Annotated in this window: 19 protein-coding genes and 1 tRNA gene; 16 read left to right on the top strand and 4 right to left on the bottom strand. The window is 45.0% G+C overall.

Translation table 11 applies throughout. The features are described 5' to 3' along the window. The first annotated feature begins 3 nt into the window (after positions 1-3). From guaA to AAAA78_RS09680, 6 genes are all read left to right on the top strand, one after another. Positions 4-1,524: a glutamine-hydrolyzing GMP synthase gene (gene guaA, locus AAAA78_RS09705; RefSeq protein WP_340591793.1), complete on the top strand. Its 1,521-nt coding sequence runs from the start codon at positions 4-6 to the stop codon at positions 1,522-1,524. 87 nt (positions 1,525-1,611) lie between these two features. Beyond that, positions 1,612-2,580, top strand: a complete 969-nt coding sequence (locus AAAA78_RS09700) for a hypothetical protein (RefSeq protein ID WP_340591791.1) — start codon at positions 1,612-1,614, stop codon at positions 2,578-2,580. 71 nt (positions 2,581-2,651) lie between these two features. Next, positions 2,652-6,191 carry a DNA polymerase III subunit alpha gene (gene dnaE, locus AAAA78_RS09695; RefSeq protein ID WP_340591789.1) on the top strand — a complete coding sequence of 1,180 codons (3,540 nt, stop codon included), beginning with the start codon at positions 2,652-2,654 and terminating at the stop codon, positions 6,189-6,191. Positions 6,192-6,197: 6 nt separating this feature from the next. Next, positions 6,198-7,376, top strand: a complete 1,179-nt coding sequence (locus AAAA78_RS09690) for a hypothetical protein (RefSeq protein WP_340591787.1) — start codon at positions 6,198-6,200, stop codon at positions 7,374-7,376. An 11-nt stretch (positions 7,377-7,387) separates the two neighbouring features. Further along, positions 7,388-8,314, top strand: a complete 927-nt coding sequence (locus AAAA78_RS09685) for a hypothetical protein (protein WP_340591785.1) — start codon at positions 7,388-7,390, stop codon at positions 8,312-8,314. Between the two features lie 112 nt (positions 8,315-8,426). After that, positions 8,427-10,190: a sugar ABC transporter substrate-binding protein gene (locus AAAA78_RS09680; RefSeq protein ID WP_340591784.1), complete on the top strand. Its 1,764-nt coding sequence runs from the start codon at positions 8,427-8,429 to the stop codon at positions 10,188-10,190. A 5-nt stretch (positions 10,191-10,195) separates the two neighbouring features. Here the strand turns inward: AAAA78_RS09680 and AAAA78_RS09675 are convergent, their stop codons facing one another. After that, positions 10,196-10,765, bottom strand: a complete 570-nt coding sequence (locus AAAA78_RS09675) for a TetR/AcrR family transcriptional regulator (protein WP_340591783.1) — start codon at positions 10,763-10,765, stop codon at positions 10,196-10,198. A gap of 97 nt (positions 10,766-10,862) precedes the next feature. On the opposite strand from AAAA78_RS09675, the gene AAAA78_RS09670 reads away from it, so the two are divergent. From AAAA78_RS09670 to AAAA78_RS09650, 5 genes are all read left to right on the top strand, one after another. Next, the gene (locus AAAA78_RS09670) at positions 10,863-12,143 is read left to right on the top strand and encodes an acetyl-CoA C-acetyltransferase (RefSeq protein ID WP_340591781.1); all 1,281 of its coding nucleotides are present in this window, start codon (positions 10,863-10,865) and stop codon (positions 12,141-12,143) included. 3 nt (positions 12,144-12,146) lie between these two features. Continuing rightward, positions 12,147-12,977, top strand: a complete 831-nt coding sequence (locus tag AAAA78_RS09665; RefSeq protein WP_340591779.1) for an alpha/beta fold hydrolase — start codon at positions 12,147-12,149, stop codon at positions 12,975-12,977. A gap of 20 nt (positions 12,978-12,997) precedes the next feature. Beyond that, a complete protein-coding gene (locus tag AAAA78_RS09660; RefSeq protein ID WP_340591777.1) occupies positions 12,998-14,368 on the top strand; it encodes a CoA transferase in 1,371 nt (456 codons plus the stop codon). Between the two features lie 96 nt (positions 14,369-14,464). After that, positions 14,465-14,540, top strand: a tRNA-Val gene (locus AAAA78_RS09655). Positions 14,541-14,624: 84 nt separating this feature from the next. Next, the gene (locus AAAA78_RS09650; protein ID WP_340591776.1) at positions 14,625-15,239 is read left to right on the top strand and encodes a glutathione S-transferase family protein; all 615 of its coding nucleotides are present in this window, start codon (positions 14,625-14,627) and stop codon (positions 15,237-15,239) included. Here the strand turns inward: AAAA78_RS09650 and ttcA are convergent. Further along, positions 15,169-16,002: a tRNA 2-thiocytidine(32) synthetase TtcA gene (ttcA, locus tag AAAA78_RS09645; protein WP_340591774.1), complete on the bottom strand. Its 834-nt coding sequence runs from the start codon at positions 16,000-16,002 to the stop codon at positions 15,169-15,171. The genes AAAA78_RS09650 and ttcA overlap by 71 nt on opposite strands. Beyond that, positions 15,999-17,054, bottom strand: a complete 1,056-nt coding sequence (locus AAAA78_RS09640) for a mechanosensitive ion channel family protein (protein ID WP_340591772.1) — start codon at positions 17,052-17,054, stop codon at positions 15,999-16,001. Before AAAA78_RS09640 ends, ttcA begins: the two co-directional genes overlap by 4 nt. Before the next feature lie 111 nt (positions 17,055-17,165). On the opposite strand from AAAA78_RS09640, the gene AAAA78_RS09635 reads away from it, so the two are divergent. The 5 genes from AAAA78_RS09635 (at position 17,166) to AAAA78_RS09615 (ending at position 22,883) form a co-directional block, all read left to right on the top strand. Further along, positions 17,166-18,713 (top strand): hypothetical protein, encoded by a 1,548-nt coding sequence (locus tag AAAA78_RS09635; protein ID WP_340591770.1) that lies wholly within the window; start codon positions 17,166-17,168, stop codon positions 18,711-18,713. A gap of 156 nt (positions 18,714-18,869) precedes the next feature. Next, positions 18,870-19,532, top strand: a complete 663-nt coding sequence (locus tag AAAA78_RS09630) for a L,D-transpeptidase family protein (RefSeq protein ID WP_295905623.1) — start codon at positions 18,870-18,872, stop codon at positions 19,530-19,532. 90 nt (positions 19,533-19,622) lie between these two features. Continuing rightward, positions 19,623-20,366, top strand: coding sequence for a PilZ domain-containing protein (locus AAAA78_RS09625; protein ID WP_340591768.1), 744 nt, complete (start codon positions 19,623-19,625; stop codon positions 20,364-20,366). A 63-nt stretch (positions 20,367-20,429) separates the two neighbouring features. Then, on the top strand, positions 20,430-22,232 hold the full coding sequence (locus AAAA78_RS09620) for a hypothetical protein (protein WP_340591766.1): 1,803 nt from the start codon (positions 20,430-20,432) through the stop codon (positions 22,230-22,232). Between the two features lie 21 nt (positions 22,233-22,253). Next, on the top strand, positions 22,254-22,883 hold the full coding sequence (locus AAAA78_RS09615; RefSeq protein WP_340591764.1) for an RDD family protein: 630 nt from the start codon (positions 22,254-22,256) through the stop codon (positions 22,881-22,883). Here AAAA78_RS09615 and AAAA78_RS09610 read toward each other — a convergent pair. Further along, positions 22,860-23,843, bottom strand: a complete 984-nt coding sequence (locus AAAA78_RS09610) for an RNA methyltransferase (RefSeq protein ID WP_340591763.1) — start codon at positions 23,841-23,843, stop codon at positions 22,860-22,862. The two genes, AAAA78_RS09615 and AAAA78_RS09610, sit on opposite strands and share 24 nt — an antisense overlap. Between the last annotated feature and the right edge of the window lie 173 nt (positions 23,844-24,016).

Genomic DNA, 24,016 nt, shown 5'->3' with positions numbered 1-24,016 from the left:
TCCATGCGCGGTTTTATTATTCTCGATTTCGGTTCTCAATTTACACAACTGATTGCCCGCCGTTTGCGTGAACTGGGTTTTTATTCAGAGATTCATTCTTACAAATATGCGACGGAAGAAATTCGTAAAAAAAATCCTTATGGGATTATTTTAAGTGGCGGACCTAATTCCGTTTATGAAGAGGGTTCCCCTCGCAGGGACGTCGCTGAACTTCGTAACATAAGTCCTCTTTTGGGTGTTTGTTATGGAATGCAACTTTTGACTCACCAGTTAGGTGGCAAGGTTTCTCGTGCAGATCATCGTGAGTACGGCCTCAATTATGTAACATGGACTTCCGTCGTAAAGGGTGTTCCTGAAAAGCAAAAAGTTTGGATGAGTCACGGTGACGTGGTTGAAAAAGTTCCTGAAGGTTTTCAAATCATTGCAAACTCTGATGGAAATCATCCGGCAGCGATGAAGGGTCCCAATGTTTTGGCTCTTCAATTTCATCCTGAGGTTGCTCACACAGATCACGGAAATGATTTATTAAAATACTTTGCTCAAGACATGTGTGGAGCCGCTGCAAATTGGGATGCGCCTCATATCAAAGATTTATTGATCAAAGAAGCGCAAGAAAAAGTTGGACCTACAGATCACGTTCTTGTCGGCTTAAGCGGTGGTGTTGATTCCACGGTGGTTGCGACACTTTTGACCAAGGCTTTGGGTGCGGATCGTGTTCATTGCGTTTTTGTTGATAATGGTCTTCTTCGTAAGAACGAATACGAAACTGTTTTAGAAAATTATCGCAAGATTGGTTTGAATGTTCGTGGAGTGGATGCTTCCGAAGAATTTTTATCAGCTCTCGCGGGAAAAACAGATCCTGAAGAAAAAAGAAAAACCATCGGCCGTGTGTTTATTGAAGTTTTTGATAAGAGTTACGATCACAAACTTCCGATCAAGTGGTTAGCTCAAGGGACACTTTATCCAGACGTGATTGAAAGTGTCTCTTCCGTTGGTGGCAGCGTGACGATTAAATCGCATCACAATGTCGGCGGCCTTCCAGAAAAAATGAAGCTGGGGCTTGTAGAGCCTGTGCGTGAACTTTTTAAGGACGAAGTGCGTGCTTTAGGAGCGCAGTTAGGTCTTCCTAAAGAAATGCTCTGGCGTCATCCTTTTCCGGGACCAGGACTTGCGATTCGTGTTCTTGGTGAAGTGACGAAAGAAAAACTGCACATTCTTAAAGAGTGCGATGATGTATTTATTTCTGAACTTCGTCGACGTGGTCTTTATGAACACATCTGGCAAGCATTCTGTGTTTTGCTTCCGGTAAAAACAGTGGGCGTGCAAGGGGACTCAAGAACATACGACCATGTCCTGGCTTTGCGGGCTGTGACTTCCAGTGATGGCATGACGGCGGATTGGTATCCATTTGAATTTCAATTCTTACGAGAAGTTTCAAATTTGATAACTAACAAAGTTAAAGGCGTGAATCGCGTCGTTTACGATGTGACCAGCAAACCCCCTGGAACCATCGAGTGGGAATAAAGTAAAAGCACTCGTTAAGTTTTAATACTCCGTAATGAAGGCGTTGTAACTTCAACACTGCGAAGAAGCTTTGTTAGTTTTCTGCGAATGAAAACAAAAAAGTTTCTTCGCACCTCAAAGGCCCTGACCTTTTTTATTGTTCTTTCTGCGATCGTCGCATTGGCTGCGGCAGGGGAACTTCTTTATGAAAGCTCCGGCATTTCAAGTTTTAAACTTGTAAAAAGCCCTGAGGGAGCACGCACAATGACAACGATGTCGCAAGACTATGATGTGTACCGCAAATACACTCAGCAAGGCGGCGAAGAGTTGTTTTTAGTAAGCAGCGCTAAAACCGTGAATCAGTTTCTAGATGCAGAAGGTATTGCGGGAAATATTTCTTGGAGTATTCGTAAAGGGCCTCGTCTTGAAACTGTTCTTTGGGGAAAGACGGAGCAAGCCACAGAGCTGAATGTCCATGGCAGTCAACCTGTCGTGGTTTCGGGGCTTGGCGGATGCTGTGCTGAAATGACCGGCTATCGCCTTTTTGATATTGAATCAGGACGCCTTTTGATGTCGTTCAATGATTTTTCTTATCACGAAAAAGTGTTTCAACCCTTTTCGCTCGAAGTTCCAAATTCTGATTTAAGAATTCGTTATATCGGTGTGATTTCCCAAGACTCGACACGCGATCGTGATTTCGTGACTCCGGATGCGGGTAAAGAGGCGGCGATTTTAATCAAGTACGCCAACGAAGCTCTCAAACAAAAACTGCAAGTCGATATGGATGTAGCAAGCGGCTATGCGGTGAGCGTTTTGGAAGTAAAACTTGAAAAAGATCCCTCCGTTCCCGGCAGCGGGAAAATCGAGATTCAAGACGATCAGGTTCGTCTTTGGAATATCGATGGGGCGACCTCTCCGTCAGCGATTTCTGGAGTCCTCCTCAAAATCGTTTTGGATGGGGGCAAGGGCACAAAAACTCTCAAAATTCCTGTTAAAAACGATCAGTTTGATCTGAATTCGGCGCAAATTCCTTCTGGAGTTTCGGTGCATCCCATTGTGCAGTTAAGAACTCTCTAACGCGCTGAGTTTTCAGAGGTCGAGAACCCCCTTTTATTGAATAAAAAAGGGGGCTAAGATATGAAATTATCATGTCTTTTGTTCATCTTCACGTTCACTCTGAATATTCCCTTTTGGAAGCCGCTTGCCGGGTCAAAGCTATTGCTAAAAAAGCAGCAGCAATGCAAATGCCTGCGGTGGCTCTCACTGATAACGGCAACATGTTCGGCGCTGTTGAGTTTTACTTTGCTTGTAAAGACAACAACGTCAAACCACTTTTGGGTTTGGACGCCTACATCGCACCGGGTTCGCGTTTAGAGAAAAAACAAGACCGCGATCAAGTAGCGCAAGGTCCTCGTCGTTTGGTGTTCTTAGCTCAAAATATCAAGGGCTATCAAAATCTCTGCAAACTTTCGACGATTGGTTACCAAGAAGGTTTTTACTGGAAGCCGCGTATCGATTACGAAGTGATCAAAGAATACAATTCGGATTTGATCTGCTTAACAGGCGGACTTCGCGGTGAAGTCGCTGATGCTTTCTTGCGCGAGGGACCGGATGCGGCTCTGGCGAAAATCAAACAGCTTAAAGAAATTTTTGATGATCGTCTTTATCTTGAAATGTGTCGCACTGGAGTTCCTGAGTGGGATCAGATCAATCCTTTCTTGCTGGAAGCTTCTAAGATCACAGGTGTCCCTGTGGTTGCGAGCAATGACGTTCACTACATGACTCAAGACGATCAGATCGCTCAAGAAGTTTTGATCTGTATCGGAACGAATAAAACTTTGAGTGATGAGTCGCGCTTCCGTTTGGGGACGGATGAATTTTATTTCAAAAAACCGGAGCAGATGATCGAGACCTTCTCGGACATCCCTGAGGCGATCAGCAACACATTGCAAATCGCTGAGCGCTGTGATGTGAAATTTAAAATCAAAGATGATGCGGGAAAACCGATCTATCACTTGCCGACGTTCCCGACAGGATCTGAAGAGACGTTGAAAGATTTTATCGCGCGTAAATCCAAAGAAGGATTGCTTGTTCGTTTTGAAGAAGCGGAAGCTCGCGGTGAAGCCGTTCCTGATGATAAAAAGCCCGACTACTACAGCCGCCTTGATTATGAGCTGGGTATTATCGATCGCATGGGCTTTAACGGTTACTTCTTGATCGTCCAAGACTTCATCGGTTGGGCCAAGGACAACGACATTCCTGTGGGACCGGGCCGTGGTTCCGGTGCGGGTTCCTTGGTCGCTTATTGTTTAAGAATTACGGATCTAGATCCACTTCCAAATTTTCTTCTGTTCGAGCGTTTCTTAAATCCAGAGCGTATCTCGATGCCGGATTTCGATATCGACTTCTGTCAGGATCGTCGTCAAGAAGTGATTCGTTATGTGACGGAAAAATACGGGCAAGAATCCGTATCGCAAATTATCACTTACGGTAAATTGCAAACACGCGCGGCTCTCAAAGACGTGGGTCGTGTTTTGGGAATGTTGTTCTCAGAAACGGACCAAGTAACAAAATTGATTCCAGATAAACTCGGTGTGACTCTCAAAGAATCTCTTGAGATGGAGCCGCGATTGACGGAACTGATGGAAATGAATCCCACAGTGGCAACACTCATCGACCTTGCGCAGCGGGTTGAAGGAATGGTGCGAAACGCGGGGATCCATGCGGCCGGGGTTATCATCGGTGATGGGCAGCTTGTTAAGCATGCGCCATTGTATAAGGGTGCTGATGGAGAGCAAGTCGTACAGTACGACATGAAGCACGCCGAAAAAATCGGTTTGATTAAGTTCGACTTCTTGGGTTTGAAAACTCTGACTCACATCAACTTGGCTTTGAAGTTGATCAAGAAGAATCGCAATAAAGTTATTACGACAAAACAAATCCCTATGAACGACACGGCGACATTTGAAATGATGTCGCGTGGAGATACGGCGGGGGTGTTCCAGTTCGAAGGTGAGGGCATCACCGATGCCACTCGTAAAATTCGTCCTTCGTCATTTGCCGATATCACAGCGATCACTTCGTTGTATCGTCCGGGTCCGATGGCGAATATTCCTGATTTTACAGACCGTAAACACGGAAAAGCGCCTGTTGAATATCTTTTGGAAGACACTCGTGAAGTCTTGTCAGAGACCTACGGGATCATGGTCTACCAAGAGCAAGTTATGGGTATCGCCTCTAAGATCGCCGGATACTCTCTCGGTGAAGCGGATATGCTTCGTCGTGCGATGGGTAAAAAGATCAAAGAGGAGATGGATAAGCACCGCGAACGCTTCATGAAGGGGGCGGTGGAGCGCGGTCACAACAAAGAGAAATCATCTGATCTTTTCGATTTGATGTATAAGTTTGCGGACTACGGTTTCAATAAATCCCACGCCGCTGCTTACTCTGTTGTTACGTTGCAAACAGCTTGGTTGAAATGTCATTATCCTGCGGAATTCTTCGCAGCACTTCTTTCTACCGAGTTGTCTGATACTGAAAAAATCGTGAAGTACTCGAAGGATGCTGCAAAACGTGGTTTGACGGTGAAATCACCGCACGTGAATTTCTCGGATTATCTTTTCGACGTGCATGACGATGAAATCTACTTTGGTCTTGGCGCCATCAAAGGTGTCGGACAAAACGCCGTGGAGGCGATCATTGAAGCCCGTGAAAGCTTGCCAGAGAAAAAATTCTCTTCTTTGGATGAGTTCTTCAACTCGATTGATCTTCGTCGTGTGAATAAAAAGGTTATCGAATGCTTGATTAAAGCAGGCGCTCTGGATGGCTTCGGTGGTCACCGTGCGCAGTTGATGGCCGGTTATCAAAAATATCTAGATCGCGCGCAAGGTCTTCAAAAAGACAAAGAGTTGGGACAAGCTTCGTTGTTTGACTTAGGTCCTTCAACGGAAACGAAAGTTTCATTGGAAGAAACAAAACCGTGGTCGCGCACAGCTTCGCTTTCTTACGAAAAAGAAGTTTTGGGTTTTTATCTCAGTGACCATCCTTTGAAAGGTTTTGATACCTTGTCAGAGCTTTGGACTTCTTGCAAAGTGGCAGACCTTCCAGCGCAAATGCCAGCTCCAGGGTCTCCTGAAGCGGAAGCGATGAAAGCGGCTAAGAAAGACTGGAAAAATCGTGATGCGGGTAAAAAGCGCGTCGTGGTGGCTGGCCTTATTACTGAGCTTCGTGAGTTGATTACGAAAAAAGGAACGCGCATGGCATTTGGTAAGGTCGAAGACCTTACTGGAAGCTGCGAGCTTGTGATCTTCCCGGATTCTTTTGCACGCTTTGAAATGCAGCTTCGCGATGAAAGGCCGGTCTTGATCGGCGGAAGTCTTGAGGTCGAAGAAGGTAACGCCAAAATCATGGTCGATACCGTGTCTCCGATGGAAGACATTCTTAAGAAAACAAAACGTATGGTTTTGCGTCTAGATAAAATTGATCCTAACGACTATCCAAGATTACAATCTTTAATGAAGGATTATCCAGGCACAACAACTGTCAGCTTGGAAATTGAAGTTCCAGAAGTGAACCGCAAGGTTTTGATGGAAATGACCGATGCGCCGGGAATCAGTGTGAACAATGATTTCTTTGAAGGTGTGCATTCCCTATTTGGCCGTACTGATTTTATTGAGTTGAGGAGTTAGTTGAAAATGAAATTAGCTTTGATGGTTGCAGCAGCAAGTGTATTCTTCTTAGGTGGTCCCGTAAAAGCTCAACAAGCCGAACTTGTGGATAGAACCTTTTCAGGTGTCTCCAAAGAAAAAACTCCGCAAGGGGCTCGTAAAGATATTCAAGATCAGGCTGCCGTAAAGGTTTCTGAAGACATTATTAAAGAACTCATTGGTGAAGAAAGATTTCTCAAGAACAAATCTTTAATCACTTCGAAAGTTATTAAAAACTCGGCACGCTATATTCCGTTTGTGAAACCTTCACCGATCAATCAAGAAGGTGAAGAGTTTAAAATGTCCGTCGCATTGAAAGTGTCTTTAAGAGACCTTAAGCAAATGCTTCAGGAAAATTCTTTGCTCAACGAAAACGACGCCATTCCTGTGGTTTTACCTGTCATCAGCTGGGTGGACCGCGTGCAAGGACGCAGCTATCGTTGGTGGCTTCCTCTGGATAAGAACCAACAAGGCTTCCTCGTCAAAGAAGGTCGTTTGTTGGAAGAGTCTCTTCGCAACTCTTTCCAGAAAAATAATTTCTACGTGATTAAACCCATTGAATCAGGTCTTGGAGCGAATGTTCCGGCTGATTTTCAAAACGAAAAAATCGCGGGCGGTGAAGATGCGCAGTTCTTTGCCCAGTATTTCAATGCTCCGGTGTTGATTGATGGTCAGGTGCTTTTAAATAAAGGCGAACGTGGGAACAACTTCCGCATTGAAATTCGTCTGACAGCTACTCAAGTGAGTAACGGTCGCGCCATTGCCGACGTGTCTCGTCGTTTTGATACAGAGTCTGGTTCTTTAGAAAGTGCCGTTGATAAAAAACTTCGTGAGGTGATTGAAACAACGGCGAATGATTTGGCTTCTCAAGTTTTGGAAGCGTGGCAAAGAGGTTCTTTAGGAACATCGGTGATTCGTTTGACCGTGCGTGGCCGCAATGCACTTCCGATGATGGAAGGCCTTAAAGAAAAGATCCGTTCACAAATCACTCAAGTGAAAAACATTCGTGAGCGTTTGGTCAGTTCTGAGGCCGTCAGTTTTGAAGTGGATACATCCATTCCGGCGCCAGAGCTTTTAACGAAGCTTGAAGCATTGGATATTGAAGGCAAGAAGCTTTCAAAGATCTCTGAACAAAGTGATGAGATCGTTCTTAAGTGGGCACAATAGGAGGTGCGGTCATGAAGGGTTTTGTTTTAGCTCTTTTTCTTTTGTCGTTGGTCTCTTGCACAACTTTTGATCGCAGCCAGCCGACAATGCGTCGTGAAATTAAAGATGTGAGTTACGAGGCCCGTAAGGACGATTCATCTCCGCGCAAACGTTTGATGGTGCTTCCATTTTTGGATTCTTCAGACAAGCGTCCGCAAGAATTTAGAGACAAAGCCCGTTCTGCCTTTATTGCGGATTTAAATCGCACAGGTGAAGTGATAGCTTTGGATAGCAAAGAGCTGAATTTAGATCTTTCTAAGATGATGGAAGCTGGTCAGTACAAACTTCAGGATGTAGCCAAAGCGGCACAAGCCATGGGTGTGAATGCGGTTCTTGAAGGAAAAATTCAGGATATTCGTATTAAACGTAAGGCTGATAATGTCGGTGTTGTTCGTCATCTTACAACGGCGTTTGAAGTCGTGGCTCAAGTTCGCGTTGTAACAGGACGCTCAGGCCGTGAGGTTTTCAATACAGTGAAAACAGTCACGGTTGAAGAACAAGGCGTTCGCGTTGCTGAAAGAGTTGAGACTGATAAGTTCTTGGCTAACAATCCTGAGATGGTTGAGGTTATCGTTAAAGACGCGTTCTTGGATTTCACTCCGCAGGTGCTGGCTTCTTTAGATAAAGTTTCTTGGGAAGGTCGCATTGCTGCGATCAACGGGGATCGTATTTATCTTAATGTCGGCCGCGTCTCTGGTTTACAAGTCGGGGATTTATTAAAAGTCACTGAAGACGGTGATGATGTGTATGATCCCGAAAGTGGAAGTCATATTGGCCGAGTTCCAGGACGATTGAAAGGAACTTTGGAGGTCATCAGCTATTTTGGAAATGACGGCGCCATCGCCGTGATCCACTCTGGTTCGGGCTTCCGTGAAAACGACCGCGTTGAGTTGTACTAAGACATTTGCAATTTATGGGGGACGTCATGGAACGTCCCTGAACATTGTTAATGAATCGTAATATTTCAGAGCGACATTGATAATTGGTCATCCTTCGATAATACTGTTTTGAGTGAAATCTCTAGTCGCTTTCTTCTTCTTATTTTTCTCTTTTGTTTTTTCAAATGCATCCTTTGCCAAAACCTGGAAAGTTCCTGTGCTCTACTGGAGTATGAAGATTGAAGGCCAAGTGGCCATGCGCAAAGGTTTTGAAGAAGAGATTTCGCTATTTAATAAAAAAGGCAAAGACAAGGTTGAACTGATTTCTTATGTTGCAGGCGAAGGGCGAAAAGGAATTCTCAATCAAGTTTCTCAGCTTGATGAAGCGTTAAAAAAATCTCCGCAAGCTTTGGTGATTCAACCCACAGACAACTCGGCTCTTGCCAGAGGTCTGCAAGAAGCCAATGGCGCAGGTGTTCCGGTCTTTGCTTATGATCAGTATATTGTAAATGGTCAGCTGACTTCGTTTGCGACAAGTGACAACTATACCGGTGGAAAAGACAATGGCGAGTATATTGATTCGCTTTACGATAAAGACCATGAAATTCGTATCGTTGTTTTTGAATATCCGAAAGTGTCTTCAACGACAGAGCGGGTGGATGGATTTTTTGATGCTCTTCGCAAGCGCAATCGTAAATTCAAAGTTTTAAAACGTTACGAAGCTGTGGACCCGGAATCCGGCGAAAAGGCCGTTAAAGCTTTTCTTAAAAACTTTCCGGTTAAAGGCAGTGTCGACGTGATCTTCACGGTCAATGATGGAGGCGGGCTTACGATTGTAAAAAGACTGCTTGAGAAAAAGCGAAACGAAATTTTACACGCGACATTTGATGGTGATCCGCAATCAATCGAAAATATTAAAAACAAACGGCTCACTGTGATTGACTCCGCTCAGTTTTGTGCGGAACTTGGCAGGGAAATCGCACGCTCATTGGTCGCATATCTGGGAAAAGAACCTGTTCCAGAAAAGAAGCTCGTTCCCACTTATCCTGTGACAGAGAAAAACATCAATGCATACCCTGGTTGGATGGGGCGCCCGGTGCAGAAAGTGGCAACGACGTCGGCTGTCGGTGCAAATAAAGAATTAAAAAATCTGCGTGAGCCCTCTGATATTAAAGAGCGGGGCTTTTTAAATATTCGTATTGGTGTGGCGCCTCTTTGTCCGTATCTTTGTGAAAAAGGTCCTGGTGTCTGGGGCGGTTATATTTACGATATTCTCACCGCTGTCGCGAAGCTGCACGGTTTTACAGTGGAGTTAGAAAGCATTCCTAATACGAGACTCGTTTCTGCCTTACAGGCGCAAAGGGTGAATTACATCATCGGTCCGCGCTACATGGTTCGCTATCTTCCTGATGTTCGTGTCGTGGGGCCTAATCTTGGAGTTAGTTATACGGGGGCTTTGCTTTCTCCGGGCTTAAGAGAGCCGTTGATTGACAATGAATTTGTGCGCAATAAAAAAGTCGTTTTCGCGGACCTTGGCAGTGAATCGGGAAACAGCTTGAGTATTGATTATTCGGCTAGAGCGATAAAACTCACGGGTTCAGATGTGGCAGACCGTATGACAAAAATGATCAGTGATCGTCGTGTGGATTTGGCGTTGGGGGATTACAACGTTCTTCGTTATTCATTGCTTCGACGTGCTCACGTGCCTTTGCAGCTTTTGCCAACGTCACTCACGGGTTTTAACTCTTTAGTGCTCGTGAGTAATCCCAAAGAGCCCGAATTTGGATTCTTGCCACAACATCTGGATGCGTGGTTTGAAAAAGCCCGTACAAGTAACGAGCTTGATAAAATTCTTTCGCGCTACAATCTTAAAGACTGGAAAGTCTTTAATCGTTAGAGTCTTTAAATCGAGATATTTTTAATTAAAAGCCGTATCATTTTTTTAAAACTTTCCATGTCTCCACGAAGACGCGCCACCTGCAAGCCTCCCTGAATGGAGGTCAGAAAAAGATCTGCCGTCGCTTCAATGCTTAAATCCTTTCTTAAGGTTTTCTCCTGAACACCTTGCTTAAGGGTATCAATCATCCATTGGCGTTGAATATCATGAAATTCAATCAGGCGTTTTTTCATATTGTTTGGAAGAGTGTTAAAGTCAGCACAGAGCACTCCCGCCGGGCAAATCTTTTTATGATCTAAACCCATCTTGCAAAAAACATTCAGCATTTGCTCTAGCTTTTTCTCTGCAGGCAGGGAGGATACCTTTGTCGTCCAACGCTCATAAGCGTCTTCATAGTCTTTGAGTAAAGCTAAACCCATATCTTCTTTTGACGCGAAATAGTAATGAAGACTCGCTTTTTTAATACCGAGCTCATCGGCAATCGTTTGAAAACTAAATCCATTAAATCCAAGTGTTTGCAGATAATGGCGACCAAGGTCAATAGCGCGGGTTTTCGTGTCGTTTTTGGGATCCATGAACAGTCCTTGCTTTAGTTTTCGTACTGTCTTATTATCTACCTATTGGTAGGTAGATTTCAAGAACTTCCTGTAAGTCGATATAAAGGATATGTATATGAGCAATAATAAGACAATGAGACCCGTTGCAATTCTAGGTGGCTCCCGAACTCCTTTTACAAAGTCGTTCACGCATTATTCAAGAACATCGAATAAAGATCTTATGAAGGCGACTTTAAAAGATCTTGTCGCAAAAACGAATCTTCAGGGCGAGCGTCTCGGAGATGTCTCTTTAGGAGCGGTGATGAAAAACGCTTCGGATTGGAATCTCTCTCGCGAATCTTTATTGAGTTCGGGTCTTGATCCACACACGCCTGGTTATGACGTACAAAGAGCTTGTGGGACGGGATTAGAAACGGCCGCACAGATCGCTTTGAAAATTGCTTCTGGCCAAATTGAAAGTGGTATTGCGGGCGGTACGGACACGAACAGTGATATCGCGGGAGTTCTTCCTCATGAATTTTCTTGGATCATGATGGAAGCGCAAAAAGAACCATCGATGCTCGCAAAACTCAAAAAATTTGCAGAGCTTAAGCCAGAATATTTAAAACCTCGTTTCCCGAACGTACAAGAACCTCGCACGGGCCTTTCCATGGGCCAACACTGTGAATTGATGGTGAAGGATTGGAAGATCACTCGTGAAGCGCAAGATGAGTTGGCATACCACAGTCATATGAATGCTGCTCGCGCTTACGAAGCGGGTTTTTATAATGATTTGGTTTTTGAATTTAATGGTCTTAAAAAGGACACATTCGTTCGTGCTGATACAACAATTGAAAAGCTTGCGAAACTAAAACCGGCTTTTGATTTTACCGGAACAGGAACTTTAACTGCGGGAAATAGCACGCCGCTAACAGATGGTGCAGCGGCGGTTCTTCTTGGCAGTGAAGACTTCGCGCAAAAACACAATCTTCCGGTGCTTGCTTATTTGCGTGACGCTGAATATGCGGCTGTGGATTATGTGAATGGCGAAGGGCTTTTGATGGCTCCGGCTACGGCTGTAGGACGTCTATTAAAACGTAACAATTTGACTTTGCAGGACTTTGATTTTTACGAAATCCATGAAGCCTTTGCAGGTCAAGTGCTCTGTACATTGAAGGCGTGGGAATCTGATGAATATTGTCAGAAGAACTTTGGCAGCAAGGCGTTGGGTTCTATTGATAGATCAAAAATGAACGTCAACGGCGGAAGCTTGGCTTTAGGTCATCCATTCGCGGCAACCGGCGGAAGAATTCTTGCGAGTCTTGCAAAAATGCTTTCGCAAAAAGGATCAGGTCGTGGATTGATCTCGATCTGTACTGCGGGCGGCATGGGTGTTGTTGCCATTGTAGAAAGATAGTTTATGGAATCTTCGCTCAAGCAGAAATTATGGTTTCTTTTTATTCGGTATTTCTCGTGGGTGCTTCCTAAGCGAAGTGCCTCTTGGGCGGAGGATCTGTTTCTAACTCCAACAAGGGTTCCACGACCTGAGTCGGAAAGGTCCTGGTTTGAGTCTGCAAAAAAATACACTCTCGCTGGCGGCATTGCGGCGTTTGAATGGGGGCCTTCAACAGGTCCCCTTGTTGTTCTTGTTCATGGTTGGAGCGGCCGAGGTACACAGATGGGAGCTTTTGCAGAACCCTTAGTGGAAAAAGGCTACCGTGTGATCGCTCTCGACGGTCCTGCGCATGGCGGCTCTGAAGGTGAACGCACCAATGTTGGTGATTATGCAAAATTTCTTATTCGCGCTCAAAAAGAGCTGGGACCTTTTAAGGCAGTCATAGCGCATTCATTTGGTGCAGGCTGTTCTGTGCTTGGGGCTTCATGGGGCTTGAAAGTTGAAAAATTAGTTTTGGTCGCGGGGCCTTCTCGTTATGAAGTTGTTGTCGACGATTACTTAAAATTTATTTCCATCAGTCCTTCGGCGCAGAAATATTTCTTAAAAAGTCTCGCGCAAAAAGTAGGACTCACAGCCAAGGAACTCAATGTCGGTAATATCGGGAGTAAATTACAGATCCCAGCTTTGATCGTGCACGACAAAGAAGACAAAGAAGTCGGCTATACCGCGGCCCTCGAAATAAAAGAAGCCTGGCCTCACGCACATCTTCTAACAACCACAAATCTAGGGCATCGTCGGATTTTGAAAGATCCGAAAGTCACTCAACAAGTCGCTGAATTCATTGATCCCTGCTAAGTTCATGATAGGATTTTTATATGAAATCCTATTGGCAGTTTCTAAGTGGTCACAGTGACGATCTTCACCAGATTTCTTTTTCTGGTCCTGAAAAAATTCTTCCTTCGGTTTTTGACGTCTCAGGTTTTGCAAGCGATGTGATCGCAATAGCGAACCTCGCAACTGCTGAATTAAAAGCGGCGCGAATGAATTCCACAAAAATATCCTCTGTCAAAGTGGATCGCGTAGAGGCTTGCGCCGCCTTTCGCTCTGAAGCTCTTTTAAAGGGCCAAGGTTGGGAAATTCCAGCGGCATGGGATCCGATTGCTGGAGACTATATGACGGCCAATGGTTGGATTCGTCTTCACACCAATTATAGTTATCATCTTCAAGCGGTTTTAAACGTTCTTAAAGTTTCTGCCAACCGCGAAGAGGTGTCTTCCAAAGTAGCTTCCTTAAATTCGGAAGAACTTGAAAAATCCGTTGTCGAGGCCGGTGGCTGTGCGGCAGTCCTGCGAGATTATCAAAGTTGGCAAACGCATTTTCATGGCGAATATGCCGTGCAGGAGCTTCCGATATTTTTAGAAAAAATGTCGAGTCACCAGAAGCCGGCTTTCGGTGCGATTTCTTCCTCAGAAAAACCTCTTTCGGGGATTCGCGTACTGGATCTTACGCGTGTGATTGCTGGACCTGAATGCACAAGGTTTCTCAGTTCTCAGGGGGCAGACGTTTTGAGAATTGACCCGCACGGGTTTGCAGAGGTTGCAGCTCTTCTTCCTGAAACCACTGTGGGAAAGCGTTGCGCGTTTTTGGATATTTCAACTTCTGATGGAAAAAAGGTTTTCGAGGCTCTTTTAAGAGAGGCTCATGTGCTGGTCCATGGACTTCGTCCGGGAGCTTTGGATAAACTTGGATTTACCAGAGAACGTGTGTCGCAGATAAATTCTTCTTTGGTGATTGCGACTATGAACGCTTATGGATGGCATGGACCCTGGAAGCATCGTCGTGGCTTCGACAGTCTTGTGCAGATGAGCACGGGAATTGCGGCCGCCGGAGCGCTAGCCAAAAACTCTTCCAAACCATATCCTCTTCCAGCTCAAGCATTAGATCATGGCACAGGGTTTTTGCTTGCAGCGGGTGTCTGTCGCGCTCTTACGGAACTTTATAAAAACCGAACAAATTGCTTTGTGAAGGGTTCTTTAGTGGGGGCTGCTAATATTCTTTTAAAAGGTCCCAGCGGGAATATTCATTCTTCCTTACCGGAGGCATCGTATTTTGAATCCGCGATGATTGATGACATGACTTATTGGGGACCTGTAAGGCGCGTTCGACCTCCGGGAGAAATCGACGGAGAAAAAGGACAATGGATAATTCCTGCAGCTCCACTGGGAACTGCTAAGGCTGAGTTTTAAAATGCCGTTCGTTGGCCGATTCTAATCAGACACCCTGACCCTCTGCATCCATGATTGCCGCACCGAATGATCGGTGTTAGTTTTTTATTTCTTTGTGCGGATATAGCGTAGTTGGTAGCGCGCTTCCTTGACATGGAAGAGGTCACTGGTTCGAGTCCAGTTATTCGCACCATTTTTTTTCTTCATGATACCTCCTCATTAATATACAACTAAATCCAACGAAATAAGAGATGATCTAAAAACTTAGGAGGACGCTATGATCGATTTCTATACAGCCAGCACTCCCAACGGACGCAAAATCGCTTTGATGCTGGAGGAGCTTGAAGTTCCCTACACTGAACACAAGGTGGATCTTTCTAAAAACGAACAAAAATCTCCTGAGTTTTTAGAGATGAATCCCAACGGAAGAATCCCGGTCATTGTGGATCGCCACGGTCCTTACGATCATAAGACGACGGTTTTTGAAAGCGGTGCGATTCTTTATTATCTCGCTGAAAAGTACGGAAGTTTCATTGGTCATAGCCTTGAAGAAAAAGCGCACACTCTGCAATGGGTGATGTTTCAGATGTCGGCAATCGGCCCGATATTTGGGAATTACTATTACGGTGTGAATACTATGAAGCCTACAAATCCAGGATTCATTGAACGCTTCGAAAAAGAGTGCATCCGACTTGTGGGAGTTATGGAGCTTCAGCTTCAAAAAAATGAATATCTTGCCGGAAGCACTTACACGATCGCGGACATCGCGACTTACCCGTGGATCGCGGGATTCACAAAATCAAAACCGGAATGGTTTGAATCTAAACCTTCAGTTCTTCGCTGGGTTCAGAAGGTGAGTGAGCGTCCTGCGGTGAAGAAGGTTCTGCCTTAAGATTTTTAAAATCCCAAAGATTTTGATCCATCATCTGGCTAGGTTTCACGTTGGACATCGCTGTTTGAATAGAAGCGTAAATGTTAGGGATCTCTTTTTCGAGGTCTCGAACAAGTTTCTTCACTCTTTGGCGTTTAAGTCCATCTTGCGATCCGCAAAGATTGCATGGAATCACCGGGAAAGCCCAGATCGTCGCAAGTTCTTCGATTTCTCTCTCTGAAACGTAACACAAAGGACGAACCAAAATATTTCGTTCATCATCGGAGCGAAGTTTCGGTGGCATGCTCGCCGTTGTTCCAACATAGAAAAGATTCAAGAGAGCCGTGTGAACAACGTCATCGCGATGGTGACCTAAAGCTAATTTCGTAAATCCATTGTCGTAAGCGAAATCATACAAAATCGCGCGACGCAGACGGGAGCAAAGCGAACAGTAGGTTCCGCCTTGCACTTTTTCTTTCACAATCGAGTAAGTATCTTTTTCGATAACGTGAAGTTTTACGCCAAGACTTTCAACCCAGGATTTAAATTTTGCAGCATCAAAGCCCGGTTGCTTTTGATCCAAGATCGCAGCTTCAAGATGAAATTTTCTTTCCGAACGGCGCTGAATTTCCGTAAGTAAAGCCAAGAGAATGCTCGAATCCTTTCCGCCAGAAACGCAAACCATGATCTTGTCTCCGTCTTCAATCATATTGAAGTCGTTCAGAGCTTGGACGATCTGTTTACGAATTTTAATAGCTAAAGGATTTTCGAAATCTACTGTCATGTCGGCTCCACAGGAAGAGCCCTTTTATCTGAAATCTCAAAGGTTTGTCGAGCTAATTTAAGGCCCGCAGCACGTAAAGCCTCGACACCACGGACATACACCTTGTCACCGATATTGAATTGCGATCCGTAGTTATCAATAAAATAAATAATTTTCACTTCAATCCAGTGTTCATTGGTATCGCTCACGTAAGCCCAAGGCGCTGGAATGCCGCGAATTTCGCCAATTCCCGCTACGGTGCGCTCCAAAATCTGTTTTGCATGCTCGACATTCTCCCCGTAAGCCAAACGGAAGATCTGACGACGAACAATCGGATTTTCGGGCGGGGAGAAGTTTGAAATCGTCGCATTGGCCATAAAACGATTCGGCAAAGTGATCAACTCATCTGAAAAACCAACCAGAGTTGTGGAGCGCCAAGTGATCTCACGCACCTGACCTGTGGTTTTTTGAATCCCACTCACGATTTCAAGCCAATCACCGATTTCAAAGTTGCGATCAACCTGTAAAGAAATCCCCGCAAAGAGATTTCCCAACGTGTCTTGCAGCGCCAAACCCAGAATCACGGAAGCGGCCGCTGATGTCGCAAGAAGAGGCCCGACTTCCAATCCAAAGACATGAGTGATGCCCCAGAATAAAAGCACAATGGAAAGAATCAAAGAGAAGATGTTCACCAGAAGCAAAGGCACGCCGTGCTTCATTGAGCCCAAGAACAAATACTGCAAAACAATCAAGCGCGAGGTCTTAACGAAAACAACGTTGCCCCAAATGAAAGTCACGAGCGCCACATAAGGTGTGACCTTAGCAAGATTTCCCAATTGCGGTTCGGAAGTTTGTAAGAAGATAAAAACCAGAAATAAAAAGCTCAGAACGACGTAATGACGAAGCAGAGTTCTAAAATGATTGCGCAGACTGCGATGTCTTTCCTCGCTCGCTTCGCGAAGGAAGAACTTATAAAACACCCAAGTGATGGCGATCAAACAGCCCAAAAGTATGAAGGGTTCTAGCTCTAAAAGCCCATAGAGTGCTTGAATTTTGATAAACTTTTCTGCCATGGTATTTGAGTCCTCTTAAAGTCCTATTATAGTGACTATTTTTTAGTCTAGTCGAGTCTAAAATTTGTGAGGAGTGTAATCTGTGTCCTCGAAGCTGCCGATAAAGACAGCATGAAAAAACACAGTTTATACTTCGCTTTAGGGATGATGATGACAGCTTGCGCTCCGCAAGGATACGAAGCTGCAAACAACATTGCTTCACAAACGGTGCAAGACATCGCGTGTAAGGACAAGGAATTGGAAACAAAGCTCTGGGACGGCCTTAAAACCTATCTTTTGGAGCAAAAATCCATTCCCACGGCCGACACCATGAAGCAGGCTATGCATGATCAGGTGGATAAGCTTGCCGAACAAAATCCGCAACTGACTTCCAGTGATGTGAAGCGTCTTTCCGGCGATCTTGACCAATTGGTGGATTCACTTCTATCTGAAGCTCCGCAAGGAGAACGCGTTGAAACACCGGAACAACTTTTGATTCTTTTGTCAGCGATCGACGTTGGAGACCGTACAACGGTTTTCCGTTCCTACATGCAGGATAAAGTGCGCGGTAATTTCAACCAGCTTCAAAAAACAGTTCAGTCATTTGAACTCAATTGCCCAGCCTCTTCTGGTGACGGCAACTCAACGGCAGGTGTGACACCGACAACGCCAACAACAGAGACGGAAACGCCAACCCAGCCAGAACCGAATCGTGATTATGAATATCACAAGCAACAAGCTTTGAATTCAGGAACACCTTTGTCGGTTTTTGGTGGTCGTTGGGCTTTTGCGACGGCTTATCAAAGCTGCCAAAGCATTCAACTTCCATCGATGAATGATCAAACTCCTGAAGTGCAAGGTATTAGCATCGTCGGTAAACATTCCGATGGCGTTGGTAGCAAGCGTATGATCGCAAGCCTTTCCAAGGTGCAAAGCACGCACTACTATATTCGTGACATGAGTTCTTACGGACAAGGCTGCTTCAATGTTCGCAGCAATCCATTGATCTATGATTACGGTGGAAAACCTTACGCTACAACAGCGACGGATTCTCCTATTGATTTATTCAAAGACAATGGAGATGGTACAAGCGTTCTTGGTATCGATTGCTCAGGATATGTCTTCACATCCATGGCGACAGCAGGACTCAGACTCAAAGCCGGCCGCGCTCTAAAAGCTTCGGACTCTTGGGCGTGGGGATCTAGCTCTTACGTAGAGCCTCAAGATAACGGTCTGACGTGTTTAAATAAAATTTCTGTAACACCAGCGACTTCCATGAAAGCGGGAGATATCGTTGCGGTCTACGGACACGTTCTTTTGATCGATAAAGTAGGAACGGATCCATTCGGTATTGCTTCGGCGAAAACAGAAGCGGACTGCAAGAAGATCACTTCAGATAGCTTCAATTTTGTAGTTGCGCAAAGCGCTCCAAGCAAAGGTGGTATTGGTATTAACTACTATGAAGCTCGCAATTATCTGCCAACAAGCAGTAAGATGAAAATGGGTCTTGAGAAGTACGCGTACTATGCATGCATGGCGAAGGTCACTGGAAAGACCTATACGCCAAACGTAGGAACACTCTCTGTTGTGCGCCACAAGGGTACTCCAGAGTGCATGGCTCCTCGAGTGAAAATGGCTCGTGAAAGCTGTATCCAATCATGCTCTTCGTTTGTTCGATAAAAACGGCTGACGAACTTTCAGACACAAGTGACAAACAGGGTCTCTGTGGAAACACAGGGACCTTTTTATTTGTCTTTGGCAGAGAGAAAACATCACGAAAAAATTTAATTTGTAAGTCGGTGCGAAAGTCTTGGGCCTGTGATATAAATTCAATCCATGAAAAACTCTCTACTTACAATTCTAACTATTAGCTTGTTCTCTGCCAACGTATTTGCCGGCTCTAAAGCTGCGGATAAGAACTACCAATTCTGTGATGATATCACAAAGGTGGACAAGCTCTTAGATCGCTCTAGAGAGTCTGTACAAAGAATCAAAGATGAAGGTCTTAAAATCGAGCGCATCGTGGTTTCTAAAGACCGCAAAGAGCTTTATCTGATTTCCGGTGAAACAATGCTCAGAGTTTATCCGGTGGCTTTCGGTTCAAATCCCGTCGGTCACAAACAGTTTGAAGGAGACGGAAAAACTCCTGAAGGTATTTACTATGTCGATTATAAAAATCCACAAAGTGAATACACCAAAGCTCTTCACGTTTCTTATCCTAACAAGAAGGACGTAGAATTCGCCAAAGCCCAAGGCAAGTCTGCGGGCGGCGACATTATGATTCATGGTCTTCCAAGTGATGATAGAAAACGTCAGGTGGTCGGTGCGATTCATCCCATGAACTGGACGCGCGGCTGTGTGGCGGTGACGAACGAACAGATCGCAGATATTTATTCTTTAGTTCAAGAAAACACGCTTGTTGAAATTTGCAAAATGACCACAGACGACAAGAGCGATGATGGCAGAACAACGATCTCCATCCCGGCTAAAAGAAATTAATCGTTCGATAAACCCCTAGCTAAGGTCTAGCTCGCGCAAAATTCATCCTCACTCAAGCCTGTTTCGTTTAGCATCAGGTGTGGAGGTTGAATGACACAGGCGGAGCTGAAAAGACCCACAGGGGTTTTTCTTTTAGCTTTTCTTTTTATTCTCGCCCCTTTGGGAAATTTGCTGATCAGCTTTGCCGGAAGTGGTGTGTCTGGGTGGTATGAACCTTCCGTTCTTTTTGCATTCTTGCAGAGTGTTTCAGCGCTGGATTGGTTGTGGCTGAGTCTTTTGTTCCTGACAGGTTTATTGCTGTTTCGTCCCCATAAAACGTCATGGTCACTGGCGATTGTCTCTTTGAGTCTTGTTCTATTGATCAATGCTTATCGTTTCTTTTCTCATGATCTTTCTCACGAGGGATCCTTCGCCCAATGGCAGCTTGTTTTTTCAAGTCTTGTGACCATTGCGATTTTGATTCTGGCGTTTTATTTCCGTTTTCCTTACTTGGACCGTCGTGCTCGTTGGCTTTTCCCAACAGCACATCGTTATGAGTTCCGTACGCCTGTAAACATCGTCGGTCAGGATATTTTTGAAGGTGTGACGGAATCAATTTCTATCGCGGGCACGCGTGTGCTTTTAAAGCGGGACATGGAAGGCACTTCCAAAGAGCTTAGGTATGTGGACGTGATCTTTCCTAAGATTCGCAATATCAAGGTCAAGGCTAGGGTGGTTGAGTATCGCGATAATGTCTTGCGATTGAAATTTAAAGAGCTGGAGCAAAGAGATCGAAGCTATCTTTTGGACTGGTTTCGATCTCAAATTGAGACATCGAACGAATCTCCGGGATAAGTCCGGGTTCTTGTTAAGTTTTTTAAAAAGTGTACCGAAAAGACTCAAAAGCATGAGGTCGTTATGAAATGGAAGTTGAAACCTTTTTCTTTCTTTAAAAATTTCGCTGCCGGGATTTCCGTCGTTACGATGTGCATTTCTCCGTTGGCAGAAGGCGCAGCAGCAGCTTCGCAAAAGAAATTGATCAATCAATATTTGAAAGAAACAGGTCTCACGACAAAGAAAATGACTGTGGGCGAATACTGGAAAATGGTTCGTCACGTTTATCCAGATAAATTGCAGACACAAATGGATGAATGGGTTCGTTTGAACCGCAATGAACTTATGCCAAACATTGAAGCGACAAGCTTCAAAGATTCTGATGGCAATGAGCAGGTGCGTTTGACTCTCACAAAAGACGGTCAATCAGCGACTTTGACTTACACGGGTGATGAAGACAAGCCGCTTAAAGTTAACGGTGTGTCTTTCACGAAAAAAGAATTGATGAACTACAACAGCTTCAACAACGTGGCTGGAAGATTAGCTAAAGAAGATCCAGCGATCAATAAAGCTTTGAAAACAGGAAAACAAGGCCGCGTGAGCAATAATTCTGTCTTGTCATGGACTGAGTATAAACAACTCAGCCCACGTCAAAGAGCGGAGTACATGGTTCGCATGCGTATGGCGATGGAAGCCGCTGATAAAGTTCTTCAAGTAAGAAACAAATATCGTGCTTCTTATTCTGCAGAAAACAAATACGAGTACGTTCTGCAAGTCTTGTTCGGAGACACAGCTTATGCAGGTGCCTTGACGGGACAAAACTGTATCATCGCAGGTTACATCTCTAAATACGGTAAAGACGACTCTTGCGGCAGTGAGAAAAAAGGGGGCGCTTTGAACGCGGATCTTCGCGGTCAGATGGAAGCCCGCCGTGGTAGCTGCTCAGGTAATCAGGTGGCTTGTAATCCGTTGGTTTACGGTTTCAAAGCGGGCGGCGCTTCTTATTGCGTTGGTCAATCTGAAATGAAATACGCGACGGCAAACTGTAACAAGATGTCTCCGGTGGGAACTCCACAGGATAAAAAACGCATTATTGAATCTTACCTTGAGCACGCGGCAGGAAAAAAAGTTGATTTGAAATTGAATGAAGAAGGCAAAATTCCTGAGTCGCAAAAAGGCGAAATTGATCCATTCTTGACTGAGCTTAGAGACATGCTCAACGATGCCAATGCAAAATGTAATATGGTGCCGCTGAAGGACATCAAAAAGGCTCGTGAAGAACAAGACAGCGCTTGTCGTGAACTTCAAACTCGTATGATTGCTTTGGAAACATTCGCGGTAAATCCGGAGCCGGTAACACCTCCAGGAAAATTGCCAGATCCTCCGACACAAACATGTAATGACCAAACAGGTGGAGCAACTCCAACAGCTGACAGAAAAGGCTGTAAATGTCCTGAAGGTCAAAAAGAAGGCGAAGGCGGCATCTGTATGATCGTTGAGACAGGTGGCAATGGCGACCTTCCTGGCGGTAAAGATGTTAAGAAAGCTGAAGACAGTTGCGGCTTCTGGTGTCGTAACAAAAACTGGATCATCCCAGTAGGCGTGGGTATTGCAGCTCTTGGTTTGTTCTGGTGGTTGTTCAAAGATAAGAACAAAGCCAAAGCGCAAACTCCGACTTATGTTCCACCAGCTCCAGTGCCGGAGCCAACAGCGACGACTTCTCCAACAACACCTGTTGTAGAACCGCCGCCGCCTGCACCATGCCCAGCTCCAAACTCTATGATTAACGGAGTTTGTACGCCGCCAGTGATAGTTCCGCCTCCGACACCAACGACGGAGGGTGGAACGAAAACGGATGAACCAGGAAGAGCCGGCGGAGTTCGCTAGGCTCTCTGAAAAGAGACACGGATGTATATCGATAAACAAAACGATAAAATCACTCCACAGCGGGCTCCTCAAAAAAGAGAAGCCCCTGTGCCGTTAAGGGGCCCGGCGATCCGTCGTCGTCGTCCAGAACCTGCGCCTTCTAAAATCAATAACCTTTTTAGAGATCGCAAAGGTTTGCAGTTTGAAAGGACAGGATTTCACAGCGGGCCTTCTGCGCGTCGCAAAGGTTATAAATTGGCTTTGTGGTCGTGGCTGGCTTCTTTTATTGATGCCTTGATTTTAGTTTCGGCGAGCTGTGTTTTCCTTCTGGCGTTTTCAATGATTGTGAAAACATCATTTGGTGCGCTTTTAGGAGGCTTTAAACACAGTCAGCATCAGTTGATTTTCTTTGCTGAAGTTTTCTTTGTCTGTGGATGGCTTTACATGATCGCCATTCGCAGCTTTATGGGTTCAACCATCGGCGAATGGGCTTGTGATCTGCGCTTGGGGCAACCCCATGAACGCCTGCAATCCGGTTACATTCTTAAAGTGGCTTTGCGTAGCACCTTGATTTTATTAACAGGTGTTATCACTCTGCCAATTCTTTCTTTGGCGTTGGGAAGAGACCTTCCAGGAATTTTCTCAGGTCTACGTCTTTTTTCTTTGAAGTAAAGTTAAAACTTCATAGTGCGCTGTTTGCGGAAACTGATCGACGATGAAACATTCTTCGATTGTGTATCCGCATTTCTGTAAGCGCTCTAAATCCTTCACCATCGATTCGGGAAAGCATGACATATAGATAAAAAACGGCGGACGTTGTTCCACTGATAATTCTTCCAGAGGATTTAAAAATCCCATAAGACCTGAACGGGGAGGATTTGCTAAAACACCGTCAAACTCAGAAAAATCTTTTGTTAGTTTTTTCTGAAAATCTCCCCGATGAATTTCGATTTTCTCGCGCAAAGATTGCAGACTTGGTGGAAGGTTTTCTAAAGTTGTTTGTAAACCTTCGAGTGACAATTCATCAATCTCACACGCTGTCAGATGTTCAGCCGCAGCCAAGGCTGGTAGCGTGAGATTTCCAATGCCAGAACCGAACTCAATGAGGCGCGCTTTTGGAAAAGACTCAATCCATGTGTTGATCACATCACAAATAATCTTATTTGCGCGAAGACTTGGCTGCGTGAAGCTTGCAACCTGACAGTAAAGATCTACAGGGCGATCTTTCATCCATGTCTGAAACCACACGTTTAATTCCGGATCGCGAAGTTTGTACTCTTGTCCATTCCACACGGGAACCTTGCGACGTTGTCCGATTTCAACAAAGGCTTTTTCTTGAAGTTCTCTCAGAATATTTTTCTCGTCGAGCAACGTTTTAATATCGACATTGGCGAAATCAAGCCAGACACCCCTTTGTCCTTCAGGGCCGACTCTCAAACGGATGGAGCCTTTCGTAAAAGGCCATTGGATTTTACGAAACTCTGTGAGCCATTCCTGTAAGGTCGGTGAAAGTTGTGCACAAGTTTCAAGGTCCACGATCTCGCGACGGGCTTTGTGGTAAAGACCGAGGCGGCCGTTTTCGAGGCTGAAATCCAAGCGGTCACGCAAATAAGCGGGCCCTGCAGAGAGCACTTTTAAAGATTTTAAATAGGATAAGTTCTGACCCCTAAATAGTTCTAATAATTGGGTTTTTTTGGCGTCGGTCTGTGCCCCGTAAGACAGTTCCAAGGATTGACATCCCGAGCAAACATCTTTGTAGGGACAAAGTACCTTGGTGTCTCTGTCAAAGTTCTCTTTTTCTAACA

Source organism: Bdellovibrio sp. BCCA, from assembly GCF_037996825.1.
Taxonomy (GTDB): domain Bacteria; phylum Bdellovibrionota; class Bdellovibrionia; order Bdellovibrionales; family Bdellovibrionaceae; genus Bdellovibrio.
The sequence above is the reverse complement of the archived record's forward strand: the minus strand, read 5'-3'. Positions and strand labels throughout refer to the sequence as shown.

What these genes read in the sequence shown, in the direction of transcription:
- AAAA78_RS09675 (WP_340591783.1), bottom strand. Translation starts at nt 10,765, where the DNA reads ATGGATCCCAAAAACGACACGAAAACCCGCGCTATTGACCTTGGTCGC.
- AAAA78_RS09650 (WP_340591776.1), top strand. Translation starts at nt 14,625, where the DNA reads ATGATCGATTTCTATACAGCCAGCACTCCCAACGGACGCAAAATCGCT.
- AAAA78_RS09640 (WP_340591772.1), bottom strand. Translation starts at nt 17,054, where the DNA reads ATGGCAGAAAAGTTTATCAAAATTCAAGCACTCTATGGGCTTTTAGAG.
- AAAA78_RS09620 (WP_340591766.1), top strand. Translation starts at nt 20,430, where the DNA reads ATGAAATGGAAGTTGAAACCTTTTTCTTTCTTTAAAAATTTCGCTGCC.
- dnaE (WP_340591789.1), top strand. Translation starts at nt 2,652, where the DNA reads ATGTCTTTTGTTCATCTTCACGTTCACTCTGAATATTCCCTTTTGGAA.
- AAAA78_RS09660 (WP_340591777.1), top strand. Translation starts at nt 12,998, where the DNA reads ATGAAATCCTATTGGCAGTTTCTAAGTGGTCACAGTGACGATCTTCAC.
- ttcA (WP_340591774.1), bottom strand. Translation starts at nt 16,002, where the DNA reads ATGACAGTAGATTTCGAAAATCCTTTAGCTATTAAAATTCGTAAACAG.
- AAAA78_RS09685 (WP_340591785.1), top strand. Translation starts at nt 7,388, where the DNA reads ATGAAGGGTTTTGTTTTAGCTCTTTTTCTTTTGTCGTTGGTCTCTTGC.
- guaA (WP_340591793.1), top strand. Translation starts at nt 4, where the DNA reads ATGCGCGGTTTTATTATTCTCGATTTCGGTTCTCAATTTACACAACTG.
- AAAA78_RS09690 (WP_340591787.1), top strand. Translation starts at nt 6,198, where the DNA reads ATGAAATTAGCTTTGATGGTTGCAGCAGCAAGTGTATTCTTCTTAGGT.
- AAAA78_RS09630 (WP_295905623.1), top strand. Translation starts at nt 18,870, where the DNA reads ATGAAAAACTCTCTACTTACAATTCTAACTATTAGCTTGTTCTCTGCC.
- AAAA78_RS09670 (WP_340591781.1), top strand. Translation starts at nt 10,863, where the DNA reads ATGAGCAATAATAAGACAATGAGACCCGTTGCAATTCTAGGTGGCTCC.
- AAAA78_RS09635 (WP_340591770.1), top strand. Translation starts at nt 17,166, where the DNA reads ATGAAAAAACACAGTTTATACTTCGCTTTAGGGATGATGATGACAGCT.
- AAAA78_RS09700 (WP_340591791.1), top strand. Translation starts at nt 1,612, where the DNA reads ATGAAAACAAAAAAGTTTCTTCGCACCTCAAAGGCCCTGACCTTTTTT.
- AAAA78_RS09625 (WP_340591768.1), top strand. Translation starts at nt 19,623, where the DNA reads ATGACACAGGCGGAGCTGAAAAGACCCACAGGGGTTTTTCTTTTAGCT.
- AAAA78_RS09615 (WP_340591764.1), top strand. Translation starts at nt 22,254, where the DNA reads ATGTATATCGATAAACAAAACGATAAAATCACTCCACAGCGGGCTCCT.
- AAAA78_RS09665 (WP_340591779.1), top strand. Translation starts at nt 12,147, where the DNA reads ATGGAATCTTCGCTCAAGCAGAAATTATGGTTTCTTTTTATTCGGTAT.